The 24,819-nt window shown below is 70.2% G+C and carries 25 protein-coding genes; 21 read left to right on the top strand and 4 right to left on the bottom strand.

The features are described 5' to 3' along the window. Position 1: 1 nt before the first annotated feature. The 3 genes from OHA72_RS16205 to OHA72_RS16215 all read left to right on the top strand — a co-directional run bounded on the left by OHA72_RS16205 (position 2) and on the right by OHA72_RS16215 (position 2,391). Positions 2–199 carry a hypothetical protein gene (locus tag OHA72_RS16205; protein WP_327008641.1) on the top strand — a complete coding sequence of 66 codons (198 nt, stop codon included), beginning with the start codon at positions 2–4 and terminating at the stop codon, positions 197–199. A gap of 101 nt (positions 200–300) precedes the next feature. After that, the gene (locus OHA72_RS16210; protein WP_327008642.1) at positions 301–663 is read left to right on the top strand and encodes a response regulator; all 363 of its coding nucleotides are present in this window, start codon (positions 301–303) and stop codon (positions 661–663) included. A gap of 108 nt (positions 664–771) precedes the next feature. Beyond that, complete coding sequence (locus tag OHA72_RS16215) at positions 772–2,391, top strand: S8 family peptidase (protein ID WP_327008643.1); 1,620 nt, start codon at positions 772–774, stop codon at positions 2,389–2,391. Between the two features lie 80 nt (positions 2,392–2,471). Here the strand turns inward: OHA72_RS16215 and OHA72_RS16220 are convergent, their stop codons facing one another. The 4 genes from OHA72_RS16220 to OHA72_RS16235 form a co-directional block, all read right to left on the bottom strand. Beyond that, a complete protein-coding gene (locus OHA72_RS16220; protein ID WP_327008644.1) occupies positions 2,472–3,191 on the bottom strand; it encodes a GAF and ANTAR domain-containing protein in 720 nt (239 codons plus the stop codon). Positions 3,192–3,264: 73 nt separating this feature from the next. Beyond that, entirely contained in the window at positions 3,265–4,317 is a 1,053-nt protein-coding gene (locus tag OHA72_RS16225) for a SigB/SigF/SigG family RNA polymerase sigma factor (protein ID WP_327008645.1), read from the bottom strand. 249 nt (positions 4,318–4,566) lie between these two features. Next, positions 4,567–5,310: an ATP-binding protein gene (locus OHA72_RS16230; RefSeq protein WP_327008646.1), complete on the bottom strand. Its 744-nt coding sequence runs from the start codon at positions 5,308–5,310 to the stop codon at positions 4,567–4,569. A gap of 80 nt (positions 5,311–5,390) precedes the next feature. Continuing rightward, positions 5,391–6,083, bottom strand: a complete 693-nt coding sequence (locus OHA72_RS16235; protein WP_327008647.1) for a phosphoribosyltransferase — start codon at positions 6,081–6,083, stop codon at positions 5,391–5,393. 270 nt (positions 6,084–6,353) lie between these two features. Here OHA72_RS16235 and OHA72_RS16240 point away from each other — a divergent pair, with 270 nt between their 5' ends. The 18 genes from OHA72_RS16240 (at position 6,354) to OHA72_RS16325 (ending at position 24,298) form a co-directional block, all read left to right on the top strand. Beyond that, positions 6,354–6,851, top strand: coding sequence for a phosphatase domain-containing protein (locus OHA72_RS16240; RefSeq protein ID WP_327008648.1), 498 nt, complete (start codon positions 6,354–6,356; stop codon positions 6,849–6,851). A 253-nt stretch (positions 6,852–7,104) separates the two neighbouring features. Then, positions 7,105–7,824 (top strand): class E sortase, encoded by a 720-nt coding sequence (locus OHA72_RS16245; RefSeq protein WP_327008649.1) that lies wholly within the window; start codon positions 7,105–7,107, stop codon positions 7,822–7,824. An 89-nt stretch (positions 7,825–7,913) separates the two neighbouring features. Then, positions 7,914–8,867, top strand: coding sequence for an Hpt domain-containing protein (locus OHA72_RS16250; protein WP_327008650.1), 954 nt, complete (start codon positions 7,914–7,916; stop codon positions 8,865–8,867). Beyond that, complete coding sequence (locus tag OHA72_RS16255) at positions 8,752–10,422, top strand: chemotaxis protein CheW (RefSeq protein ID WP_327008651.1); 1,671 nt, start codon at positions 8,752–8,754, stop codon at positions 10,420–10,422. Before OHA72_RS16250 ends, OHA72_RS16255 begins: the two co-directional genes overlap by 116 nt. A 2-nt stretch (positions 10,423–10,424) precedes the next feature. Continuing rightward, positions 10,425–10,880: a chemotaxis protein CheW gene (locus tag OHA72_RS16260; protein WP_327008652.1), complete on the top strand. Its 456-nt coding sequence runs from the start codon at positions 10,425–10,427 to the stop codon at positions 10,878–10,880. A 4-nt stretch (positions 10,881–10,884) separates the two neighbouring features. Then, positions 10,885–12,426 (top strand): methyl-accepting chemotaxis protein, encoded by a 1,542-nt coding sequence (locus OHA72_RS16265; protein WP_327008653.1) that lies wholly within the window; start codon positions 10,885–10,887, stop codon positions 12,424–12,426. Between the two features lie 111 nt (positions 12,427–12,537). Further along, positions 12,538–13,428, top strand: coding sequence for a hypothetical protein (locus OHA72_RS16270; protein WP_327008654.1), 891 nt, complete (start codon positions 12,538–12,540; stop codon positions 13,426–13,428). A gap of 186 nt (positions 13,429–13,614) precedes the next feature. Continuing rightward, positions 13,615–14,805, top strand: coding sequence for a protein-glutamate methylesterase/protein-glutamine glutaminase (locus OHA72_RS16275; RefSeq protein WP_327008655.1), 1,191 nt, complete (start codon positions 13,615–13,617; stop codon positions 14,803–14,805). Next, complete coding sequence (locus OHA72_RS16280) at positions 14,802–15,659, top strand: CheR family methyltransferase (protein ID WP_327008656.1); 858 nt, start codon at positions 14,802–14,804, stop codon at positions 15,657–15,659. Before OHA72_RS16275 ends, OHA72_RS16280 begins: the two co-directional genes overlap by 4 nt. Positions 15,660–15,665: 6 nt before the next feature. After that, positions 15,666–16,067, top strand: coding sequence for a response regulator (locus OHA72_RS16285; protein WP_327008657.1), 402 nt, complete (start codon positions 15,666–15,668; stop codon positions 16,065–16,067). Continuing rightward, positions 16,064–16,540 carry a chemotaxis protein CheX gene (locus OHA72_RS16290; RefSeq protein WP_327008658.1) on the top strand — a complete coding sequence of 159 codons (477 nt, stop codon included), beginning with the start codon at positions 16,064–16,066 and terminating at the stop codon, positions 16,538–16,540. Before OHA72_RS16285 ends, OHA72_RS16290 begins: the two co-directional genes overlap by 4 nt. Further along, on the top strand, positions 16,537–16,899 hold the full coding sequence (locus OHA72_RS16295; protein WP_327008659.1) for a response regulator: 363 nt from the start codon (positions 16,537–16,539) through the stop codon (positions 16,897–16,899). Before OHA72_RS16290 ends, OHA72_RS16295 begins: the two co-directional genes overlap by 4 nt. A gap of 8 nt (positions 16,900–16,907) precedes the next feature. Further along, complete coding sequence (locus OHA72_RS16300) at positions 16,908–17,390, top strand: hypothetical protein (RefSeq protein WP_327008660.1); 483 nt, start codon at positions 16,908–16,910, stop codon at positions 17,388–17,390. Between the two features lie 122 nt (positions 17,391–17,512). Then, positions 17,513–18,553, top strand: a complete 1,041-nt coding sequence (locus tag OHA72_RS16305; protein WP_327008661.1) for a LacI family DNA-binding transcriptional regulator — start codon at positions 17,513–17,515, stop codon at positions 18,551–18,553. 486 nt (positions 18,554–19,039) lie between these two features. Beyond that, positions 19,040–20,410 carry an ABC transporter substrate-binding protein gene (locus OHA72_RS16310; RefSeq protein WP_327008662.1) on the top strand — a complete coding sequence of 457 codons (1,371 nt, stop codon included), beginning with the start codon at positions 19,040–19,042 and terminating at the stop codon, positions 20,408–20,410. 101 nt (positions 20,411–20,511) lie between these two features. Further along, on the top strand, positions 20,512–21,492 hold the full coding sequence (locus OHA72_RS16315; protein ID WP_327008663.1) for a carbohydrate ABC transporter permease: 981 nt from the start codon (positions 20,512–20,514) through the stop codon (positions 21,490–21,492). A 112-nt stretch (positions 21,493–21,604) separates the two neighbouring features. Then, entirely contained in the window at positions 21,605–22,612 is a 1,008-nt protein-coding gene (locus tag OHA72_RS16320) for a carbohydrate ABC transporter permease (protein WP_327008664.1), read from the top strand. Positions 22,613–22,705: 93 nt separating this feature from the next. Next, on the top strand, positions 22,706–24,298 hold the full coding sequence (locus OHA72_RS16325) for a glycoside hydrolase family 13 protein (protein ID WP_327008665.1): 1,593 nt from the start codon (positions 22,706–22,708) through the stop codon (positions 24,296–24,298). Positions 24,299–24,819 lie beyond the last annotated feature (521 nt).

Genomic DNA, 24,819 nt, shown 5'->3' on the forward strand with positions numbered 1-24,819 from the left:
CATGACCGCTCTCGTCGCATACGTCGTCAGCTACCTCAACCCCTCGGTGCTCGAAATCAGCGGCGAGGTCGCGAAGAAGAAACCGAAGGTGAGCGGCGGCTTCGGTGGCCTCATCGGCGGGTGCTGCTGCGCCGTCGTGGTGATCGCCGCCATCGTGGTCGTCGTCATCGTGATGCGCCGGCGGCGGTCGGGCTCATAAAGCGGCAAGTGTTCACGTGGTTAAAGCGGCAAGTGTTCACGTGGTGGGGTTCCCCGGCCGATGAGACGGTTGCGATCCGTCGGGAAGGGAACCCTGCTGCCATGGCCCGAGTGCTGCTCGTCGACGACGACGCGGAGATCCGCGAGACCACCGCGATCAGGCTGCAGATCGGCGGCCACCACGTGATCACCGCGGCGACGCCGCAGGAGGCCCTCGACGTCGCCTCCGGGCAGCCGCACTTCGACGTGGCCGTGCTGGACCTGCACCTGCCCAGGGTCGACGGCGACGAGCTGCTCAACCTCTTCCGCGGCAACCAGGCGACCGCGGACGTGCCCGTGGTGTTCTACAGCGCGAACGCGCCGCACGCCACGTCGGTGCACGGGCTGTCCCTCGCAGACACGAAACTCACCCGCGGCCGCCCCCTCAACAGCCTCCTCGCCACCATCAACTGCCTGTCGCACTGAGGAAAACGCCGCAACCGCACGGCAACCCGCGGTGAACCGGCCACGCACCACCCGCTCCCGAACATTGGTGACGCAAGCAACGTCACCACTTCGGGAGGGGCCAGCCAGATGCGAGTCACCCTGCGCGCCACGTTCGTCGCCGCCACGGCGGTCGCCGGCATCGTGGCCGCCGGTTCTCCGGCCCTGGCCGCCCCGGCGGAGGGACAGATCCGCGGCGCCGGCAGCCCCGGCGCGATCCGCGACCGCTACATCGTCGTGCTCAAGGACACGGTGGCGGCCGCCGACACCGCCGGCAGCGCGAGCCGGCTCGCCGACCGGTTCGGCGGGAAGGTGCGGCGCTCCTTCGGCAGCACGCTCAAGGGCTTCTCGGCGCAGCTGACGGAGCGCGGCGCCAAGCGGCTCGCCGCGAACCCGCTCGTCGACTACGTCCAGCAGGACCGCACCGTCGCGCTCACCGGCAGTCAGAGCGGCGCGCCGTGGGGCCTGGACCGCCTCGACCAGGCGGGCCGCCCGCTGAACGGCACCTACACCTACCAGGCCACCGGCGCCGGCGTCACCGCGTACGTGCTGGACACCGGGGTACGCCTGACGCACAGCGAGTTCGGCGGCCGGGCCCGCTCCGGGTACGACTTCGTCGACAACGACACCGACGCGAGCGACTGCCACGGCCACGGTACCCACGTCGCCGGCACCGTCGGCGGCAGCACCTACGGCGTGGCGAAGTCCGTGAACATCGTCAGCGTCCGGGTACTGGATTGCGAGGGCTCCGGCTCGTACTCCGGCATCATCGCCGGGATCGACTGGGTGACCGCGAACGCGCGGAAGCCGGCGGTCGTCAACATGAGCCTCGGCGGCTCCGCCAGCCCGGCGCTGGACCAGGCGGTCCGCAACTCGATCGCCTCCGGCGTCACCTACGCCATCGCCGCCGGCAACGAGGACGTCGACGCCTGCGGCATCTCGCCGGCCCGCACGCCCGAGGCGATCACCGTCGGCGCGACCGACTCCAGCGACAACCGGGCGTCGTTCTCCAACTACGGCTCCTGCGTCGACGTGTTCGGCCCCGGCGTCGCGATCACCTCGGCCAGCAACAGCGGCGACACCGGTGCCGCGATCATGAGCGGCACCTCGATGGCGACCCCGCACGTCACCGGCGCCGCGGCGCTCTACCTGTCGGCGTTCCCGTCGGCGACCCCGGCGCAGGTGCAGAGCGGGCTGCTGTCCACGTCGGTGCCGAACGTCGTCGGCGACGCCGGCGCCGGCTCCCCGAACCGGCTGCTGTCCACCGCCGCGCTGGCCGCCGCGGTGCCGGTCAGCCAGCCGGTCAGCCAGCCGGTCAGCCAGCCGGTTACGATCGTCGCCACGCCCGCCCCGGCGGCCGCACCGTGCAACGTGCGCACCAACGGCGCCGACGCCACCATCCGCGACCGGGGTACGGTCACCACCGCCGTCACGGTCAGCGGCTGCGCCGGGAAGGCGTCGTCGAAGGCCCGCGTCGAGGTGCACGTCGTGCACGGCAAGAAGGGCGACCTGGTGGTCGAGCTGATCGCGCCGAACGGCTCGGTCAAGCGCCTCAAGGCCGCGAGCACCAAGGACAAGGCGAAGAACCTCGACGCCGCCTACACCGTGAACCTGAGCAGCCGTATGAAGAACGGCACCTGGAAGCTGCGGGTGCGCGACTCGTACAAGGGCAACACCGGCCGCCTGGACAGCTGGACCCTGACGGTCTGACCCGCGGGATCACCCGCCGCATGAGCCCGGCCGCACCGGTTTCGCCAAGGATGGCGGGCCGGTGCGGCCGAAACGCCGTTTCAGGCGACGGTCGCGCGCCGCTCGACCGTCTCGACCAGGCGCTGGGCGACGGCCGACAGCGGCAGCCCGAGCCGGCCCGCGGTGCCGCGCAGCACCTCCAAGGCCGCCTCCGAGGAGCAGGCCCGCTGCACCATCATGATCCCGATGGCCCGGTTGACGGTCTCGCCGTCGGCCAGGGCCTCCGTCAGCTCCGCGTGCAGGTCCGCCTGCCGGCCCCGGTCGACGACCGCGGCGAGCAGCAGCCCGGCGTGCTCGGCGATCAGCATCGCCGTCAGGCCGGCGTCGGGGGTGAAGCGTCCGGGCTGCGCCGCGTACACCGTCAACGCCCCGATGACCTGCTCGTCGATGTCGACCGGGACGGTGAGCACGCCGTGCACCCCGGCCTCCAGCGCGTGCTCGCGCCAGCCCTGCCAGCGCTCGTCCGAGGACAGGTCGGCGCTGACGATCAGGTCCCGGGTACGGATTGCCTCCATCGACGGGCCTGTGCCGCTGTGGTACTGGCTGTCGTGCAGCGTCGCCGGCAGTTCGGGCGATGCGGCGGCGGTCGACGGCCCGCCCGCCCGCACCAGGGTTACCGCGCACCACGACGCACCGTCCACCAGGTCGGCAGCGGTCTCGACGAGGTCCTCGAGGGCCTCGTCGAGGTCGTCGCTGGCGATCAGGCGGGCGGTGAGCTGTCGTAGCACTGCGGCGATCTCCACCGTGTGGAGGTCCGTCACGATTCCCCCTTCAGCCACACCGGCGACGGTGCCGGCGGTGCACCGGGGGCTTCCTACCCGGTGGTACGAGATCTCAACCGTCCAGCAGCGCCCGGCGCAGGCCCTCCAGGGTCCGCGAGAGCAACCGCGACACGTGCATCTGGGAGATGCCCAGGTCGGCGGCGATCTGCGCCTGCGTGCGGTTGCCGTAGAAGCGCAGGGACAGGATCCGCCGTTCCCGCTCCGGCAGCCGGGCGATCAGCGGCTTGACCGCCTGGCGGAACTCGACGCCGTCGATGTCGCGGTCGTCGTCGCCGAGCACGTCGGCGAGGGTGCCCGCGTCGTCGTCCCCGCCGAGCGGTGCGAACAGCGACACCGGCCGGTATGCCGAGGACGCCACGAGGGCCTCCAGGATCTGGTCCTCGGCGACGCCCAGGTGCTCGGCGACGTCGCGCGGCGTGGGGGAGCGCCCCAGCCGCTGCCCGAGCGTGTCCCGCACCCGGTTGATCTCGATCCGCAGCTCCTGGAGCCGCCGGGGCACGTGCACCCCCCAGCCCTTGTCCCGGAAGTACCGCTTGAGCTCCCCGACGATCGTCGGCGTCGCGTACCCGCCGAAGTCGGTGCCGTAGTCGGGGTCGAAGCCGTCGATGGCCTTCATCAGCCCCAGCGCGGCGACCTGGCTGAGGTCCGCCGGCGACTCGCCCATCCCGTGGAACCGGCGGGCCAGCCGGTCGGCCAGGGGCAGGCTGTGTTCGATCGCCCGCTGCCGCAGCGCACCACGCCGGGCGTCCTTGACGTCCATCGTGGCTGCCTGGCGCAGCAGCTCGTTGACGGTCGTCCACTGGCTCGGCGGCTCGGACTCGTCCGGTACCGGCGGTGGAGCGCCGAGGGGAGGGTCGTCGTAGGCGCGCAGGCGTTTCGCCGCCCCGATGATCTCCAGGACGTCCAGCACCAGGTCGGACGCGCCCGGTGTCCGCAGCCCGCCACCGCGCTCCTGGGCCTCCAGCTGGGCCCTGAGCAGGGTGTCGGCGGCGGCGCAGTCGAGCAGACGCAGCCGGGACAGGTCGACGGTCAGGTTGACCTGGCCGGCGTCGAGCCGCTGGCTGAGCGCGAGTCGAAGGTCGAGGCTCGCCGCGTGGTCGAGCACTCCGGAAGGGCGCAGGATCTCCTCGTCCCCATGACGCCAGGATTCCAGTGAAAGTGCCGAATCGAATCGGTCTTTGTATATGGGCATTGTCTCCATGGTGGAGACTCCCCCCTATCCCATCGCGTTGCGCAGCAAGCGATTCGCGGTTGAGCGTGCGGTCGTGGAACCGGGCGGAATTGCTTTCCCGGTCACTGTACGCACGGGGGAATTGCCAATGAATATGTGAAAGGGTGAGGTCGTGGGTGACCTTTACTGTGCCCTCAGGGTCGCCCAGACGACTTTTCCGTCGGGCACCGGCGTGCAACCCCACCGGTGCGTGAGCGCCTCGACCACGAGCAGGCCGCGGCCGCTCTCGGCGAGGGTGTCGCCGGTGGCGCCCCGGACGGGGAGCTTCGGGCTGCCGTCGCGCACCGACAGGTGCAGCTGCCGGCGGCGCAGCGCGACCCGGACCTCCAGGTCGGTCCCCGCGTGCCGGACCCCGTTGCTGACCAGCTCGGTGACGATGAGCTCGGCGAGGTCGGCGACCCGCGCGACCCCCCACGACCGGCAGGCTCGGTCCACCAGGTGCCGGGCCGCGGCGGTCGCGTCGACCATGGGCTGCAGCCGGGCCCGCATCCCCTGCGGCTCGCCGCCGGGCGCGCCGGCACCGCCGTGCGCGATCGCCGCGTCGGTGGTGGCGAAGAGGGGGATCTGCCGCGCGACCGCCATCCGGTCCAGCGCGGAGCGCAGCGGGGCGGGGGCGGCGGCCATGCTCACCGTGCTGCCGGGCCAGGCCGCGGCGTGCTGGGCGAGGGCCGGGAGCACGGTCAGCGCCACGTCTTCGTGGGCCCGCAGCTCCGCGACGTCGAGCACGATGAGCGCCGGCTCGTCGGCGAGACATTCCAGGACGGTGGTGCGCAGCACCGGCGCGGTGCTCACGCCGAGACTTCCGGCGACGTGCACCACGGTCGCATCTCCGCGGACCTCGACGGTCGCGGCAAGACTCGCCCTCATGGGGTGACGCTCTACCCGCCCCTGGTGCGTTAAACCCTGGGCGGGCAGAGCGTCGGTGTGACGTGGTTGTGCGTGCCGGATCAGACCGGCGTGGGCACCTTGGCGGTGCCCCAAGCCATGGCGCAGATGTCGGTGACGTGTGTGTCGGTGACCGGGGTGAAATCGGTGTAGTACAGGCCGAGGGCGTGGAACTCCCGGGGGGAGTGGATGTCGATCACGGCGTTGACGTCGCCGGCGAGCAGGTCCACCGACTCCGCCGCGCACACCGGCGCCGCGAACACGACGTGCGCCGGCTTGCCGGTCTGCAACGCCCGGATCGCCGCGCGCGCGGTGACCCCGGTTGCCAGCCCGTCGTCGACGAGGATGACCACCCGTCCGGTCACCTCCGCCGCCGGCCGTGATCCGCGGTACCGCTCCTGTCGGCGCCGCAGCTCCACCCGCTCCCGCTGGACGGCGGGCCCGAGGTCACTGGTGCTCAACCCGACGCACGCGAGGGCGCTGCGGTCGAACACCGGTGGGCCGTTCTCCGCTATCGCGCCGACGCCCTGGTCGGACTGCCACGGCAGCCCGATCTTCCGGGCGATCATGAGGTCGAAGTCGGCGCGGATGGCCTCGGCCACCGCGTGCCCGACGGGGACCCCGCCCCGGGGGAGCGCGAGCACCAGCGGGGCCTGCGTCATGTCGAGCTGCCGCAGGTGCGCGGCGACGGCGGTGCCGAGCAAGCGGCCCGCGGTCGTCCGGTCCGCGAACCGCTCCGCCTCAGGCGGCCACATGGTCGTAGGCTTTCACTCGGGCGACCCGGAGGTCGGCCAACATGATCCGCAACAAGCGGACACCCCCTTCGATCGGCGCGGTGGGGCCACCGCCTCGCTGGGCCTTGTCCCCTGTTGGCCGCTCTGCCGCGGCCGCCACGCCCGGTGCGAAGACTACGCCTGTTGAGCTGCGGAAACGTCCGCTTGGCGTACTTCGTCGGGGGTGAAAGGAGCAGGCCGGGGACAGGTGTGACCTGCCGTTGCCGAAGTGACGGCGGGCAGAATGAGCGGGTGGACACGCCAGAGCAGCGCGACGCGGCACTCGCCGTGTTCGACATCGACGGGGTGGTGGCCGACGTGCGGCACCGGCTCCGCCACCTCGACAAGCGGCCCAAGGACTGGGCCCGCTTCTTCGCCGCCGCCGACCGGGACCCGGTGCTGCCCGAAGGTGTCGAGCTCGCGCTGCGGCAGTCGGCCGAGCACGTCCTGGTCTGGCTCACCGGCCGCCCGGAGCACCTGCGGCCCGTCACCGACGCCTGGCTGCGCCGCGCCGGGCTGCCCGCGGAGCTGCTGTTCATGCGACCGGCCAACGACCGCCGCCCCGCGAAGGAGTTCAAGGCGGGCGTGCTGGCCCGGCTGGCCCGGGAGTCGTCGATCGCCCTCGTGGTCGACGACGACCCCGAGGTGGTGACGAAGCTGCGCAAGCTCGGCCACCCCGTGCAGCTCGCCGACTGGGTCCCGCACTCCTCGACGCTGCAGGCCGCGCAGGAGCGCGAGGGCCGCACCTGATCCGTCAATCCGTCAGGACGCGCGACCGCCGACAGCTGGGTCGACAGGAGGGCCCGCAGCGCGTCGGCGGGCATCGGGCGGGCGAACAGGAAGCCCTGCGCGTAGCCGCAGTCCAGCTCCCGCAGGGCGGCGGCCTGCAGCAGCAGCTCGTCGCCGGCCGGTTGCGCCGCGGGGTGCGAACAGGATCGACGCTTCCGGCTGAATGGCGACCGAAGCTCGTTGTGCCCAAATTTCAGCGCCTATAGTCCGTTTTGTGGGTACCGGCAGAGGCGGCGACCGGACGACGCGCCTGCTCCTGATCGCCGCCGTCCTGCTCCTCGCCTCGGGCGTGGCCGCCGGCGGCGTGACGGCGTGGAACTGGTGGGGTCGGGTCCGCGCCGTCCACGCCGCGCAGGAGCGGCTCGCCGCCCAGTGGGCCGGGGACGGCCGGGATCCCCGTACCGGCGCGACCGCCGCCGCCGAGGCCGCCGGGCGCAGACCCCCGGCGCCCATGCGGCTGCCCGGGAGCGCGGGGGACACCGCCGAGGCCGCCGCCGAAGAAGGCGGCCCGATCGCGCTGCTGCACGTGCCGACGCTGCGGCTGCGGCTCTACGTGGTCGAAGGATCCGACGAGCAGCGGCTGATGCTCGGCCCCGGCCACATCCCCGGCACCGCCGCGTTCGGCGAGACCGGCAACGCCGGCATCGCCGGGCACCGCTACCCGGGCGTCTTCTGGAACCTCGACGAGCTCGAGGTCAGCGCGCCGGTCGTGGTGGAGACCCGCGACACCTGGTACGTCTACCGGGTCGTCGACGCGAGCGTGGTCCAGCCCGAGCGCAGCGACGTCCTCGCCCCGCCGCCACCCGGCGCCGGCCCGCTGCTCACGCTGGTCACCTGCGAGCCGAAGCTCAGCACCGCGCGCCGGCTGATCCGGCAGGCCACCCTGATCCGCCGCGACCCGGTCGGCGGCCCGCGCCCCGCCGAACTCGGCTGACACACCACCGGCAGCAGCCCTGCGTGACGGTTCGCTTACCGTAACGCAACGAATCTCCTTGACCGGCCCCTCATCGTGCCGATTGTCCAGTGAGTTTGCCGCTGGGCTTGCTGCTGAGGTCTGCTCCGGACCTTCGCCCGGCGCGCAGGCCCCATGCGTGGTTTGTCCCGGTGAGGGCTGAAGGGAGCCTGGCCGTGAGCGACTTGGGTGACATCGTTCAGGAGTTTCTCGTGGAGTCGCACGAGAACCTGGATCAGCTTGACCGGGACCTGGTGGCATTGGAGGCCGCGCCGGGATCGCGGGAGCTGCTGTCGTCGATCTTCCGCACCATCCACACGATCAAGGGCACCTCGGGCTTTCTGGCGTTCAACCGTCTGGAGAAGGTGACGCACGTCGGTGAGTCGCTGCTGTCGCGGCTGCGCGACGGCGCGCAGGGCATGACGCCCTCGACGACCGACGCGTTGCTGCGGATGGTCGACACGGTCCGTGGGTTGCTGTCGGAGATCGAGGAGCACGGCCAGGAACTCGAAGGCGACGACACCGGCGTGATCGCGGCCGTCAACGCCTGCATCACCGACGGGTCGACGCCCACTCCCGCCCCGCGCACTCCCGCCCCGGCCGCCGCTCCCGCCGCGACGCCGATCGCCGAGGTGGTGCAGGGCGCGGTCATCGACCCCACACCCGTCGTCGAGGTCGTCGTGGTCGAACCGGTCGTCGTCGTGAAGACCCCGGCGGCCGCGCCGCCCCCGCCACCTCCGCCACCCGCACCGGCCGCGCCCGCCGCGGGCCGCCCCGCCCGCACCGGCCGCTCCCGCCCCGGCCGCCGCAGCCAAGCCCGCCGCCGGCGAAGGCGGCGAGGACATCGTCTCCAAGCGGAGTGTGGCGGATCAGTCGATCCGGGTGGATGTGGATCTTCTGGACAAGTTGATGAATCTGGTGGGGGAGTTGGTGTTGACCCGGAATCAGTTGATCCGGGCGATCGGGTCGGTGGCGGATCCGGGGATGACGCGGACGGGTCAGCGGTTGAATCTCATCACTTCTGAGTTGCAGGAGTCGGTGATGAAGACGCGGATGCAGGCGATTGATCATTTGTGGTCGAAGTTGCCGCGGGTGGTGCGGGATCTGTCCTCGACGTTCGGTAAGCAGATCCGTCTGGCGCAGGAGGGTAAGGAGACTGAGCTGGACCGGTCGCTCCTCGAAGCGGTGAAGGACCCGTTGACGCACCTGGTCCGTAACGCTGTGGATCATGGGATTGAGTCGCCGGATGAGCGGGTGGCGGCGGGGAAGCATGCTGAGGGGACGTTGACGTTGCGGGCCTACCACGAGGGTGGGCATGTGATCGTCGAGGTCCGCGATGACGGGTCGGGGATTGATCCGGACAAGATCGCGCGGATCGCGGTGGAGAAGGGCCTGGTGTCGCGGGATCAGTTGGCGACGATGGATCGCCGGGAGATTCTGGGGTTGGTGTTCCGGCCGGGGTTCTCGACCGCGAAGGCGGTGACGAACGTGTCCGGTCGTGGTGTGGGTATGGATGTGGTGAAGACGAACATTGAGCGCATCGGTGGTGCGGTTGATGTGGACTCGGTGGTGGGTCAGGGCACGACGTGGCGGTTGACGATTCCGTTGACGCTGGCGATCATTCAGGCGCTGACGATCGAGTGTGGTGACGAGCGGTATGTGATCCCGCAGGTCGCGGTGCATGAGCTGGTGTATCTGGACGGGCAGTCCGGCCGCGTCGTCGAACACGCCATGGACGCACCCGTGTACCGGCTGCGCGGCAAACTCCTCCCGCTCGTCTACCTCGACGACACCCTCGGACTCCACCGCGACGGCGAACACGACAAGGACGTCTACGTCGCCGTCCTGCAGGCCGAAGGGAAACGCTTCGGGCTGGTCGTCGACCGGGTCCTCAACACCGAGGAGGTCGTGGTCAAGCCGCTGACGTCCAGGTTCAAGGACATCGGTGTGTACGCCGGCGCCACCCTGCTCGGCGACGGCCGCGTCGCGTTGATCCTCGACGTCGCGTCGCTCGCCCGCCGGGCACAGCTCGCCGCCGGCGTCGAACCCAAGGACGCCGACACGACGGTTCGCCGCGGCGGCGGCAACGGCGGCCGGCTCCTCATCGCCGGAGTCGGCGACCGCCGCGTCGCGATCCCCCTCGACATGGTCACCAGACTCGAGGAGTTCCCGGTGGAGCGGATCGAGCGGACCGGCAGCCGCGAGGTCGTGCAGTACCGCGACCAGATCCTGCCCGTGCTGCGCCTGTCCCACCTGCTCGGCGCGTACGAGACCGAACCCGGGCCGACCGTGCCCGTGGTGGTCTACACGGAGAACGGGCGCTCCGTCGCCCTCGCCGTGGAGAAGATCCTCGACATCGTCGAGGAAGGCCTCGACGACTCGCGCCGCGACTTCGGCGACGACGGGCTGCTCGGCTCCGCCGTCATCCAGCAGCGCGTCACCGAACTGCTCGACGTGCGCCGCGCCATCCTCGCCGCCGACCCCCTCTTCCACACCAAGATCGACACCACCACCGACCCCTACGACCCGTACCAGTCGGACACCAACGCCGACTACACCTACCAGCACGCCGGAGCCTGATCATGGCCAGCCGCCAGTACGCCACCTTCGAGGTCGCCGACCAGCTCTTCGGGCTCGACGTCGCCAAGGTGCAGGAGGTCCTCTCCTTCGACCAGTACACGCCCGTGCCGCTCGCCCCGGAATCCGTCGGTGGGCTGTTCAACCTCCGCGGCCAGGTGATCGCCGCCGTCGACCTGCGGGTGCAGCTCGGCCTGCCGCCACGCACCAAGAGCGCCGAACCGGCCATGAACGTGATCGTGAAGACCGACGAGGAGTCCGTCTCCCTGCTGGTCGACCGGATCGGCGAGGTCGTCACGCTCCAGGACGACACGTTCGAGCCGCCGCCGGACACCCTGCACGGGCCGAGCCGGCACCTCATCACCGGCGCGTTCAAGCTCGACGGCCGGCTGCTGCTCGCGCTGGACACCACCAAGGCCGTCAACACCAGCCAGCCCGGCACCGGCAACCGCGAGGAATGAGTCCATGAACTGGTTCACCAACCGCGGTGTGCGCACGAAGGTGCTCAGCGCCCTCGTCGTGGCCGGGATCGTCATGATCGCCATCACCGTCGGAGCGCTCCAGGGACTGAGCGACGCCAACGACACCATGCGCAAGGTCACCGCGAAGAGCGCGCAGTTCGCGGCGCTGTCCGACATCCGCGACGGGATCACCGACACCCTGGCCGCGCTGTCGCCCGACCAGCAGCAGGCCGCCGCGGAGAGCATCACGGCGGCGATCGCCCGGTACAGCGCCGGCGCCGCGGCCGACCGGGCCGCCGACGCCGACGCCGTGGCCGCGGCCATGAAGACCTACCAGACGGTCCGCGACACCGAGATGGTGCCCGCCGCCAACGCCGGCCGGCTGGACCTCTACGTGCAGATCGCCGCGGCGAAGGGCACCCCGCAGATCGTCAAGGCCCAGCAGTTGATCGACAAGCTGCAGGCGACCGAGTTCGCCGAGGCCGAGCAGTGGCGCGCCGCCGCCCAGGACGACTACGAGCAGAGCCGGATGATGCTGATCGGCGCGGCCGTGCTCGGGCTGCTCGCCGCGTTCGGCATCGGCCTGTGGGTCACGTCGCTGGTCGTGCGGCCGCTGCGCCGGGTCGCCGAGGTGCTCGGCGCCGTCGCCGCCGGTGACCTCAGCCACCGGGTCGAGGTCGGGTCCGCCGATGAGGTCGGCGTCATGGCCGAGGCGCTCAACAAGGCCACCGAGAGCATGCGCACCACCGTGCAGACGATGGATCACACCGCCTCGTCCCTGGCCGCGTCCGCCGGCGAGCTCACCGGCGTCAGCGCGCAGATCGCCAGCGGCACCGGCGAGGCCAGCGACCAGGCCAACCTGGTCGCCGCCGCGGCCGAACAGGTCTCCCGCAACGTGCAGACCGTCGCCGCCGGCGCCGACGAGATGGGGCTGTCGATCCGCGAGATCGCGCAGAACGCCAGCGAGGCGGCGAAGGTCGCGTCCCAGGCCGTGATGGCGGCCGAGTCGACCAACCAGGCCGTCGCCCGGCTCGGCGAGTCCTCCACGGAGATCGGCAACGTCGTCAAGGTCATCACATCGATCGCCGAACAGACCAACCTCCTCGCGCTCAACGCGACGATCGAGGCGGCCCGGGCCGGAGAGGCCGGCAAGGGCTTCGCCGTCGTCGCCAACGAGGTCAAGGACCTGGCGCAGGAGACGGCCCGGGCGACCGAGGACATCTCCCGGCGGGTCGAGGCGATCCAGGCCGACACCACCGGCGCGGTCGCCGCGATCGGCGAGATCAGCCAGATCATCTCGCGGATCAACGACTACCAGCTCACCATCGCCTCCGCGGTCGAGGAGCAGACGGCGACGACCAACGAGATGAACCGCAGCGTCAGCGAGGCCGCGACCGGCTCCGTCGAGATCGCCACCAACGTCTCCACGGTCGCCGCCGCCACCCAGAACACGTCACTCAACGTAGCGGAGGCGCAACGCGCGGCTTCCGATCTGTCCCGCATGTCGAGTGAGATGCGCTCACTCGTCGCACGGTTCAAGATCTGACCCGGCGGAACGGGGTACGCTCAGGGGGTGACGCCCGGCCGCCCGCCGGACGTCGCCCCCGACCCTTTTGGCTGACAGACCGGGGTGCAGCTGCGTTGCAGACTAGTTGCCATGTACAGCCTGGTTAGCGCCCCCGTTCTCGGCTTCGACCTCTCCCGTCTGCAGGGCGGATCGGCCGCAGCCGATGTGCTGCTTCGCGGACTCTCGCTCACTCAGAGTGACCTTGACGCGGTTGCGTCGGCGCGTGCCGACGACGACTGGGACCGTGTCGACCTGTGGCGTGACGTCGACGCCGCCGCCCAGGAGCGTCGCGCGGTGAACGCCGACGCCGGTGCGCTCGCCGTGGTCGAGCGCGCCCCGCTCGGCACCCTCGACGGGCTGCTGCACTGCCTGCGGTACGACATCCTCGACTGGACCTGGGGCAACCGCCCGGCGCAGGCCACGATGCCGACGCCGCAGGTGCGCGCGCCGCGGCAGCGCCAGAGCGAGGTCGCGAGCAAGGCCACCGGCGTGCTGTCCGACGCCGCGGCGGCCGCCTACCTGCGGGAGCTGCTGACCGACGAGTCGCGGCGCCGGCTGAGCGCCCCCTACACCGCCGCGCTGCGCGCCCTGCCCGAGCGCGAGCACGACCTCGGCCCCCAGGCCGACGACCTGCGCCAGATGCTGACCCGGGTCGGCTCGCTGTCCCCGGCCGAGATGCGCCAGCTCAACAAGGTCACCGACACCTCCCGCCCGGGCCTGACCGACTGGGCGCCGGCCGTGCACTCCGCGTCCTGGGCCGTCTTCCTCTCCGGCCGGGTCCGTGCCGGCGCCGCCGCGCAGCTGCTGCTGGTGCAGGCCCTGGACCGCTCCGGGGTGCCGGTCAGCGACCGGGCCGGCGGGGTGTGGAACCTGCTCAGCGGCGCCGTCCAGGCACTGATGGTGCGCGACCTGCTGGACTCCACGACGGCCCGGCGGCTGCTCGACCCGTACTTCACCGCGATGGGACCCCTGTCGGTCTGACGTATCGCCCGCGAGGCCCCCGAACATCGCCCCTGTCCGGAATGCTCCGGGCAGGGGCGGTTCTTTTGGAATTTCCCTCATCGTCCCCCGAGCACCGCCGATTAGCCCGCTGGAACGTGACGGGCCTCGCATTTGCGGTGAGGCCCCCGGTGCTGGAGGCAAGGGCGCGTGATCTCGGTTCTGGTGGTGGACGACTCAGTCGTCGTCCGGCGTCTGATCACCGACGCGCTCAGCGACGACTCGGAGATCCGCGTCGTCGGCACCGCCCCGAACGGGAAGGTGGCGCTCACGAAGATCGAGCAGCTCCGCCCGGATCTGGTGACCCTGGACATCGAGATGCCGATCATGGACGGTCTCGAGACCCTGCGCGCGATCCGCGCCCTGTACGCCCGGCTCCCGGTCATCATGTTCAGCACGCTCACCGCGGCCGGCGCGACGGCGACCCTGGACGCACTGTCGGCGGGCGCCAGCGACTACGTCACCAAGCCGGCCAACGTCGGCAGCGTCGCGGAGAGCATCCGGTCGGTCCGCGAGCAGATCATCCCGCGGATCCACGCCCTGTGCGGAGGACGCCGGGCGGCGCTCGCGCCACCGACGCGACCGATCGGCATCGGACCCAACATCGGGCCCAACACCCGCACGTTCGGCACCGGCCACACCGTCGCGCCACCCCTGGCCCGCCCCGGCGGCAACCCGCTGCCCGGCTCGACCCGGCCACCGGTGACCGCGCCGCCCACGACCGCGCCCGTGCGCACCTCGCCGCGGGCCGACCGGGTCGAGGTCGTCACGATCGGCTGCTCGACCGGCGGGCCGGACGCGCTGACGACCGTGGTGCGGGCGCTGCCGGCGAACCTGCCGGTGCCCGTGGTCGTCGTGCAGCACATGCCGCCCGTGTTCACCAAGATGTTCGCGGACCGGCTCGACCGGACCGCGGCGCTGACCGTCGTGGAGGCGACCGGTGAGATGGTCGTGCGGCCCGGCACCGTGTACATCGCGCCCGGCGACTTCCATCTGGAGGTGCACCGTCGCGGGACCGAGGTGGTCACCAAGCTCAACACCGGCCCGCCGGAGAACTTCTGCCGGCCGGCCGTCGACGTGCTGTTCCGCTCGGTGGCGAAGACCTACGGCGGCGCCACCCTCGCGATCATCCTCACCGGGATGGGGCAGGACGGGAAACGCGGCGCCGAGCAGCTGCGCGGGGCCGGCGCGGAGATCGTCGCGCAGGACGAGGCGACCTCGGTCGTCTGGGGCATGCCCGGCGCGGTGGCGACGGCCGGACTCGCCCACGCCGTCCTGCCGCTGGGCGAGATCGCCCACCATCTCATCAGCCGTACCGCCGGTGGTCGGGGTGCGAAGTCCATGGAGGTGACCCGATGACATTGACTGCCCAGGAGTTCGCCTTCATCAGCGGCCTCGTTCGGCGCGACGCGGCGATCGTGCTCGAGGCGGGCAAGGAGTACCTGGTGGAGGCGAGGCTGCTGCCGCTGGCCCGGCAGTCCGGCCTGCCGAGCGTGTCGGAGTTCGTCGCCCGCGCCCAGCAGCGGCCCGAACCGGAGGTCCACCGCAAGATCGTGGACGCGCTCACCACCAACGAGACGTCGTTCTTCCGCGACGGCGAGCCGTTCAAGCAGCTCGTCGACACCGTGCTGCCGGACCTGCTGGTGCGCAGGGCCACCACCCGCTCGATCAAGGTGTGGTCGGCGGCGAGCTCCAGCGGCCAGGAGCCGTACACGATCGCCATGGTCCTGCAGGACAACCTGCCGCCCGGCTGGTCCTTCGACATCATCGGCACCGACATCTCCACCGAGATGCTCACCCGCGCCGAGGCGGGCCAGTACACCCAGCTGGAGGTCAACCGGGGACTGCCGGCGCCGCTGCTGGTGAAGCACTTCGAGCGCAACGGGGCGCACTGGCAGATCGCCCAGGCGTTGCGCAAGAACGTCTCGTTCCGCCGGCTCAACCTGGCCGCGCCGTTCCCTTCCATGGGGCCGTTCGACATCGTGTTCATCCGCAACGTGCTGATCTACTTCGATGTCCAGACGAAGCGGACGGTGCTGCAACGGGTCGCCGGCACCTTGCGGCCCGACGGCTGGCTCTTCCTGGGCTCGGCCGAGACCACGATCGGCATCGACGACAGATTCGAACGGGTGGTTGCCGGTCGGACGTCCGCCTACAAGCTGCGGACCGCACCGAAGACCGCCGCTTCCGTGAGCGCAGTAGGAAAGGGGTGACGCCAGATGCTCACCATGGTGATCGACGATTCGCGCGCGATGCGCCTCATTTTGAAGCGGATCGTGGCACAGCTCGGCTTCGACGTGGTCGAGGCGGGCAACGGCCAAGAGGCGATGGACTACCTCACGGCCAATGTTCTCGACGGTGACGGCGAGATCCCGGGCCTGGCGCTGGTCGACTGGAACATGCCCGAGATGAACGGGCTGGAGTTCGTGACCGCGGTCCGTGCCGAACCCCGCCTGCGCGGGATGACGTTGATGATGGTCACGACGGAGAGCGAACAGAGCCAGATCGTGCGGGCCCTCGCATCGGGCGCCCACGAGTACGTGATCAAGCCGTTCACGCCGGACGCGATCATCGACAAGCTGGCACTGCTTGGCCTCGTCCCGAACGGAGTCGCAGCATGACGACGAACCCAACCGAGGATGACCTGAAGGTCATTGCCGAACAGGTCTGGTCCTCCTACCTCGACCTGGACGGCTCCAGTCCGCTGGTGCCGGTCCCCGCGGAGAAGCACCAGGCCGACGTCACGGCCTCGGTCTCCGTCACCGGCGCCTGGCGCGGCCACGTCCTGGTCAGCTGCTCCGACGCGGCGTCGAAGAACGTCGCGGCCGCGCTGCTGGGCATCGAGTTCGACGACGTCGCCGAGGAGGACGTCGCCGACGCCCTCGGCGAGCTCGCGAACATCATCGGCGGCAACGTGAAGAGCCTGCTGCCGGAGCCCAGCGCACTGTCACTGCCGCACGTGCATGTCGAGGGGACGCAGGGGCGCTACCCCGCGGTCACCGAGATCTGTCACCTGGACGGCACCTGGATGGACGAGTCGGTCACCGTGACCGTTCTGGAGAGCACCACCGATCTTGCTGGAGCAAGCGCATGAAGATTCTGATCGCCGACGACAGCCGGGTCATGCGGCAGATCGTGACCCGGACCCTTCGCCAGGCCGGCTACGAAGGACACGATCTGGTCGAGGCGTGTGACGGGCAGGAGGCCTTCGACAAGGCGGTAGCGGAGAAGCCGGACCTGGTGCTGTCGGACTGGAACATGCCGCACATGACCGGCGTCGAGGTGCTGCGGATGCTGCGTGCCCAGGGCGTGCAGGTGCCGTTCGGCTTCGTCACCTCGGAGGGCACGCCGGAGATGCGACAGGCGGCAGAGGACGCGGGCGCGCTTTTTCTGGTCACGAAGCCGTTCACAGCGGACACATTTAAGGACGCACTCGACCCAATTTTGGGATGATTTGAGCTATGTCGCATGTTCTGCCCGTTCCTAAGGCGGTCAAAGACCTCTTTGACGACCTTCTCGGCCGGCCGGTCACGGTCAACCCGGCCGAGCCGCTCCGATCCGCCGACGTCCCCAAGACCCTGGTTGCCCTCTACACCGACGAACGCCAGCAGCTGCTGGCCGTGATCGGGATGGACTTCGCGCTCACCGCCTTCGCCGGTGCCGCGATCGGTCTGATCCCGCCCGGTGGTGCGGAAGCCTGCATCGAGGACAACGAGATCTCCAAGATGATCGGCGAGAACGCCATCGAGGTGTGCAACATTCTCGCCGGCCTCCTCAACCGTGAGGGCGTCCCGCGCCTGAAGCTGTACCAGACGTTCCTCCCCGGGGAGAGCGCGCCGGCGGACGCGGTGAACTGGCTGATGGCACTGGGGCGGCGGCTCGACCTCAAGGTCGACGTCTCGGGGTACGGCGCCGGGAAGATCTCGATCGCTCTCGCCGGCTGATCGTTGCGGCTGCGGCCTTTGTACCGGTTTTCCGGCGGCCGCAGCCGCATGATCAGCGCCGGGGCGGTTGGGTGGGCGACATCGTGCAAAAAATTGCGTAGACATGCACTACGCTTGCGAGCATGACTCGACGACTCGCTGAGGTGGCGAAGTACGCCGGCGTGAGCGAGGCGACCGTGAGTCGGGTGCTCAACGGCAAGCCCGGCATCTCCGACGCCACCCGCACGGCTGTGCTCACCGCGCTCGACGTCCTGGGCTATGAGCGCCCGACGAAACTGCGTGGCGAGCGCGCCCGCCTGGTGGGCCTCGTGCTACCGGAGCTGCAGAACCCGATCTTCCCGGCGTTCGCCGAGGTGGTTGCCGGCGCGCTGTCCAAGCGCGGCTTCACGCCGGTGCTGTGCACCCGCACCGCGGACGGCGTCTCGGAGGCCGACTACGTCGAGATGCTGCTGGACCAGCACGTGTCCGGCATCATCTTCTGCGGCGGGCTCTATCACCAGGCCGCCGCCGAGCACGAGCACTACCACCGCCTGCACGAGCGCGGCCTGCCCGCGGTGCTGGTCAACGCCGCGATCGACGACCTGGGCTTCCCGCGGGTGTCGGTCGACGACGGGCACGCGGTGGACCAGGCGTTCAACCACCTGGTCTCGCTCGGGCACAAGCGCATCGGGCTGATCCTCGGCCCCGCGGACCACGCGCCGTCCAACCGCAAGCTGACCGCCTTCGAGGCGGCCGCGCGGTTCAACGACACGGTCAACGAAGAGGACGTCGAGCGGGTCATCTTCTCCATGGAGGGCGGCCGGGCCGGCGCCACGCGGCTCATCAAGCACGGCGTCACCGGCATCATCTGCGCCAGCGACGTGCAGGCCCTCGGCGCGATCCGGGCGGCCCGCCGGCTGGGCCGGGAGGTCCCCGACGACATCTCCGTGGTCGGTTTCGACGACTCCCTGTTCATGAACTGCACGGATCCGCCGCTGACCACCGTGCGCCAGCCCATCCAGGCGATGGGGCAGGCCGCGGTGACCCTGCTCGTCAGCCAGGTCGCCGGGACTCTCGTGCCGACCGAGGAGATGCTCTTCGAGCCCGAGCTCGTCGTGCGGGGCTCCACGGGCGCACTGAAGGTCGCCGCGCCCAAGCCGACGAAGGCCGCCTCGGCCGCGTAGTTCCCGCGTCTGTCGCGCGGCTGCGGCCGCGCCGTTGTGTAGCTGCATGAAGCGCCACGACTCCTGCATGGAGTCGTGGCGCTCTTTCGTTGCACCCGCAAGTGTCGCCTCGCTGCAAGCCGTGGCGCCGCCGGTACGGGCCGTCAAGGACCCCTGGCCCCCGCTGCGCGATTTCGGCCGCTTTCGTGCAAGTCCACGGACCATGGGAGCGGGTCCATGCAAGCCGCTGCCAGTGGATCATTAAAATTTTGCAACGGCCCATGGACTTCTTGTGGCGAGTGAGCCTAATCTCTTGCCTACGTCAGGCCGAAACCCTGACGCGATACCACGGAAACCGATCAGTAACGCGCCTGAAGCACGTGTGAATACCCCGGCAGCCGACGCAAGGCTCCGCACCCGTGCGCAGCGGTCCAGGTTGGACGCCCCACCGCCCCGCAGGCCCTCCCACGAAGGCCGGATCTCTCCACACCCCAACAAGGAGCGACGATGAAGTACTCACGTACCACGATGGCGTTCGCCATCGCGGGTGCGCTTGCGCTCAGCAGCACGCTCGTCGCGTGCGGCGATGACGACAGCAAGAGCGCCGACTCGAACGCCAAGGTCACGCTCAACGTCGTGGGCCTGCTGCCCGGCGCCAAGCCCGAGGCGCAGACGGCGCTCGCGGCCGAGGTGGCGGACTTCCAGAAGGAAAACCCGAACATCACGATCCAGACCAAGGACTACGAGTGGAAGGCCACGACGTTCGCGGCCGACCTCGCCGGTGGCACGCTGCCGACGGTGTTCGAGATCCCCTTCACCGACGCGAAGACGCTGATCGCCAACGGCCAGATCGCCGACATGCAGGCGAGCGTGGACACGCTGTCGTACGCGAAGAACTTCAACCCGAACGTCCTGCAGTACGGCCAGGGCCCGGACGGTCACGTCTACGCCATCCCCGCTAAGAGCGTCTACGCGGTCGGCCTGCACTACAACCGTGACCTGTTCACCAAGGCCGGCCTCGACCCGGCCAAGCCGCCGACGACGTGGGACGAGGTCCGCACCGCCGCCAAGGCGATCGCGGAGAAGACCCAGCAGGCCGGCTTCGCGCAGATGGCCAAGGACGGCACCGGCGGCTGGCAGCTGACGGTCGACACCTACGCCCGTGGCGGTCGCCTCGAGGACGGCAAGAAGGCCACCCTCACCAACGACGCCACCAAGGCCTCGCTGCAGTTCCTGAAGGACATGCGCTGGACCGACAACTCCATGGGCGCGAACTTCGACTACGACTGGACCGGCATCAACCAGGCGTTCGCCGCCGGCAAGATCGGCATGTACACCTCGGGTCAGGACGTCTACACGAGCCTGGTGCAGACCAACAACATCGACCCGAAGACCTACGGCCTCACGATGATCCCGCTGACCGGCAGCGACGCGGGCGTCCTCGGCGGTGGCACCATGGCGGCCGTCTCCGCCAAGGCCAGCGCCAACGAGAAGGCCGCGGCGATCAAGTGGATCGACTACCACTACCTGCGCAAGTACACCAGCGAGGCCGCCGCGAAGAAGGTCGCCGACATCCAGATCGCGAGCAAGCAGCCCGTCGGCACCCCTGAGCTGCCGATCTTCTCGCAGCAGCAGTACGAGACCTACCAGGGCTGGATCAAGCCCCTCGTCAACGTGCCGCTGGACCAGATGACCACCTTCACCAGCAAGGTGTTCCAGGCCAAGGTCGTCAACGAGCCGGCCATCGCCACCCAGGACGTCTACAAGTCGCTCGACTCGGTCGTCCAGGCCGTGCTGACCGACAAGAACGCCAACATCGACCAGCTCCTCACCGACGCCAACACGAAGGCGCAGCGCGCCATCGACTCGGCCGGCTGATCACTGCCCACACCACCGCCAAACCCACAGGTGTGGGCCGCCGGGAGACTGGCGGCCCACACCGGGGCTCTGCCCCGAAAACCAGGACGAGGAGTGACGTCGTGAGTGCATCGGGAGCCCTGCGGCAGACCGGCGGCTCCGCCGGCGGGGGCAACCAGGACGGGCCACCGGGACGGAAGGTCCGCCGGCGCGACCCGGTCACCTGGGTCCAGCGTGGCGGGCTCAGCTCGCTGCTGTTCGCGCTGCCGCTCCTGATCATCTTCGGGGTCTTCTCGTGGTGGCCGATCGTGCGGTCGATCGTCATGAGCTTCCAGAAGACCAACCTCGTCGGGACACCGACCTGGGTCGGCTGGAAGAACTTCGACTTCGTGCTCACCGACCCCGACCTGCCCACGGCGATCCTCAACACCCTCTACTTCGCACTGCTCGCCCTCGTGTTCGGCTACCCGATCCCGCTCGTCGCCGCGGTGCTGATGAGCTCGGTGCGGCGGCGCAAGGGCCTGTTCTCAGTGCTCGCCTACCTCCCGGTCGTGGTACCGCCGGTCGTCGCCGTGCTGCTGTGGAAGTTCTTCTACGACGGCGCCGCCGACGGCGTGTTCAACACGATGCTCGGCTACGTCGGGCTCGGCCCGTACGCCTGGCTGTCGAGCCAGTCACTGGCCATGCCGTCCCTCGTCGTCGAGGCGACCTGGGCCGCCGCCGGTGGGACCGTGATCATCTACCTGGCCGCGCTGCTGAGCGTGCCGGACGAGCTGTACGACGCCGCGGAGGTCGACGGCGCCGGCATCTGGCGCAGGGTGTGGCACGTCAGCATGCCGCAGCTGCGCGGCGTCCTGCTCATCACGTTCATCCTGCAGATCATCGGCACCGTCCAGGTGTTCCTGGAGCCGTACCTGTTCACCGGCGGCGGCCCTGCGAACGCCACGCTCACGATCCTGCTGATGATCTACGACTACGCGTTCGGCAGGTCCCTGGGCGGGAACTACGGCGCGGCGACGGCACTGTCCGTCATGCTCGCGACGTTCCTGGCGATCCTGTCGCTGGTGTACTTCAAGCTCACGTCCGGCTGGAGCAAGTCATGACCGGCCAGCGCAGCGTCTCGGGCCGGTCATCATGGGCCCAGCATTGGGTCGTGCCGACGCCGGAGGCGGCGGCATGACCGGCCAGCGCAGCTCCGAGGGGAAGAGGACCACCATGACCGTCACCGATCCCGCCCGGCAGCGGGCGGACGCCGGCACCTCGCGGCGGGCACCCGGCGCCGTGGTTCCGGGCGGTGCGGCAAGGGGCGGGCGGCCGGCGCGCAAGCGCAAGAAGTCCGACTTCGACGGCGGCCGCGGCTACGTCTCGGCGCAGGACTGGCGCAACCCGCGCGTCCGGGCGACCATGGCGACCCTGCACGCGGTCCTGCTCGGGCTGCTCCTGCTGGTCGGCATCGGGCCGATCCTGCTGCTGGCGAAGTACGCGATCACACCTACCCAGGACATCATCCGCACGCCCCTGGCGATCTTCCCGCACGGCGTGCGCCTGGCGAACATCTCCGAGGCGTGGAACGACGTCCAGATCAGCCACTACTTCCTCAACACGATCTGGCTCGCCGCCGGCTCCTGGTTCGTGCAGATGCTCGTCGCGACCACCGGCGGCTACGTGCTGTCCGTCCTGCGGCCCGCCTGGGGCAAGATCGTCAACGGGCTGGTGATCGCGACGCTGTTCGTGCCGAGCGTCGTGCTCCTCGTACCGCTGTACCTCACGATTCTCGACCCGCCGGTCGTCGGCACGTCAATGATCAACAACTTCCTCGCCGTCTGGCTGCCCTCGGGCGCGAGCGCGTTCAACGTCGTGCTCATGACGCGGTTCTTCGACGGCCTTCCGCGTGAGGTGTTCGAGGCGGCCAAGGTCGACGGCGCCAGCACGTTCCGGCTGTTCTGGTCGGTCGTCCTGCCGATGTCCAAGCCCATCCTCGGCGTCGTGTCGGTGTTTGCGACCATCGCCAGCTGGAAGGACTTCCTGTGGCCGATGCTGGTGCTGAAGGACCCGTCCAAGCAACCGCTGTCGGTGCGCCTGCCCGCGATCGCGTCGCAGACGGACCTCGGCGTGTTCCTCGCCGCCCTCGCGATCTCGACCCTCATCCCGATCGTGTTCTTCATCGCCTTCCAGCGCCTGTTCCTGTCGGGTGCAGGATTGGGTGGGGCCGTGAAGGGATAGCCCGCGACCCTTCGCCAGATCCCGGGGATCGCCCCGGCCCGCGCCGCCGACAGTCGTGTACAGGCAATCCGAGTGTGAGAAAGCAGGTTCCACGTGGCCGACCAACACCACCAAGCTTGGTGGCGCAGCGCCGCTATCTACCAGGTCTATCTGCGCAGCTTCGCCGACGGTAACGGCGACGGCATCGGCGACCTGGCGGGCCTGCGTTCCAGACTGCCGTACCTGGCCGGTCTCGGTGTCGACGCGATCTGGATCGTGCCGTGGTACCCGTCCCCGCTCGCCGACGGCGGCTATGACGTCGCCGACTTCCGCGCCATCGACCCCATCTTCGGCACCCTCGCGGAGGCCGAGAAGCTGATCGAGGAGGCGCACGCCGCCGGCATCCGCGTCATCTGCGACATCGTGCCCAACCACTGTTCCGACCAGCATGCCTGGTTCCAGAAGGCTCTCGCGTCCGCGCCCGGCTCACCCGAACGCGACCTGTTCTGGTTCCGCAAGGGGCGCGGCCCCGACGGCGACCAGCCGCCGACCGACCTGCAGTCCATCTTCGGCGGCTCCGCCTGGACCCGGGTCCCCGACGGCGAGTGGTACCTGCACCTCTTCGCGTCCGAGCAGCCCGACTTCAACTGGGACCACCCGGCCGTCCGCGACGAGTTCGAGGACATCGTGCGGTTCTGGCTCGACCGGGGCATCGACGGCATCCGCATCGACTCCGCCGCCGTCCTCATCAAGGACCCCCTGGTCAGCGACGTCTACGAGGACAACGAAGGCATCCACGACGTCTACCAGAGCTGGCGGCGCATCTCCGACACGTACAGCCCGCCGCGCGCCCTCATCGGCGAGGTGTGGCTGCCCGACCACGAGGCGTTCGCCCGCTACCTGGCCCCGAACGAGCTGCACACCGCCTTCAACTTCGCGTTCCTCAACGCGCCGTGGGAGGCCGCCCGGCTCCGCTACGAGATCGACATGACCCTCGAGGTGCACGCGCCGGTCGCCGCGCCCGCCACCTGGGTCCTGTCCAACCATGACGTCACCCGCGAGGTCACCCGCTTCGGGCGCGAGTCGACCAACTTCTCCTTCGCCGAGAAGCGCCGCGACGTGCCGTCCGACCTGGAGCTCGGTACCCGCCGCGCCCGCGCCGCCGCGCTGCTCATCATGTCCCTGCCGGGCGCGGTCTACCTGTACCAGGGCGAGGAGCTGGGACTCGAAGAGGTCGAGGACCTCGACGACGCCCTGCGCGAGGACCCGATGTTCCACCGCTCCGGCGGCACCAACCCCGGCCGCGACGGCTGCCGGGTGCCGCTGCCCTGGTCCGGCGCCGAGCCGCCCTTCGGCTTCAGCCCCGCCGACGCCGCCGGCGAGCCATGGCTGCCGCAGCCCGCGACCTGGGCCGGCAAGACCGTCGCCGCGCAGGAGGGCGTGCAGGGCTCGTTCCTGGAGCTGTACCGCGACGCCCTCCGCGTCCGCCGCACCGAGCCTTCCCTCGGCGACGGCCCGATGCGCTGGCTTGACTCGGCGCCGGACGTGCTGGCCTTCGCCCGTGACGACACCTTCGCCAACGTCACCAACCTCGGCACGGCGCCGGCAACGCTGCCGCCACACCGCGAGGTGCTGGTCAGCAGCGTGCCGCTCAACGACGACGGCACCCTGCCCGCGGACGCCTCGGCCTGGCTGCGCCTGTCCTGACCCTGCTGGGCTGCCCTCTGTCTCGCAACACGCCGCAGTCGCCGTCTGGAACCTGGCGCTGGGCCCCGGCCGCCACCGGGCCCAGCGCCAGCCAGCCGGCGGCACCCTGATCGCCGGGCGGTCGCACAAGTTGGCGGGTGCGACCGCCCGGTCTGTGCTGTTTCTTCCGCGGCGGCCTGACGGCCGGAAGAGCAGTGGGGGATTCTCACCCCACACCCCCAATGCTTGCTGCCGCTCGCACGCCCTGCGCCCTGGAGGGCGCGGGCGACTCACACGCGTGCGCGCTGCATCCGAACGACCGGTGGTCCGGGTTGCGGCTCAGACAGGTCTGTCGTCCAACTCGCCTGCCCTTCGCGCGAGACGCGGAGGCAGGCCCGTCCTCCCGCGGACCCGGAAAGTGCGCAGGCGCGGGTGGCTTCGGTCAGGATGCCGGCTGGCGGATGGCCGGGGCATGATCGGCTTTGTGAATGATCTGTTTCATACACTTAACTGTTAACGGCGGTCAAACGTCGAGCGTTAAC

This window comes from Dactylosporangium sp. NBC_01737, from assembly GCF_035963215.1.
In the GTDB taxonomy this organism is placed as follows: Bacteria; Actinomycetota; Actinomycetes; order Mycobacteriales; family Micromonosporaceae; genus Dactylosporangium.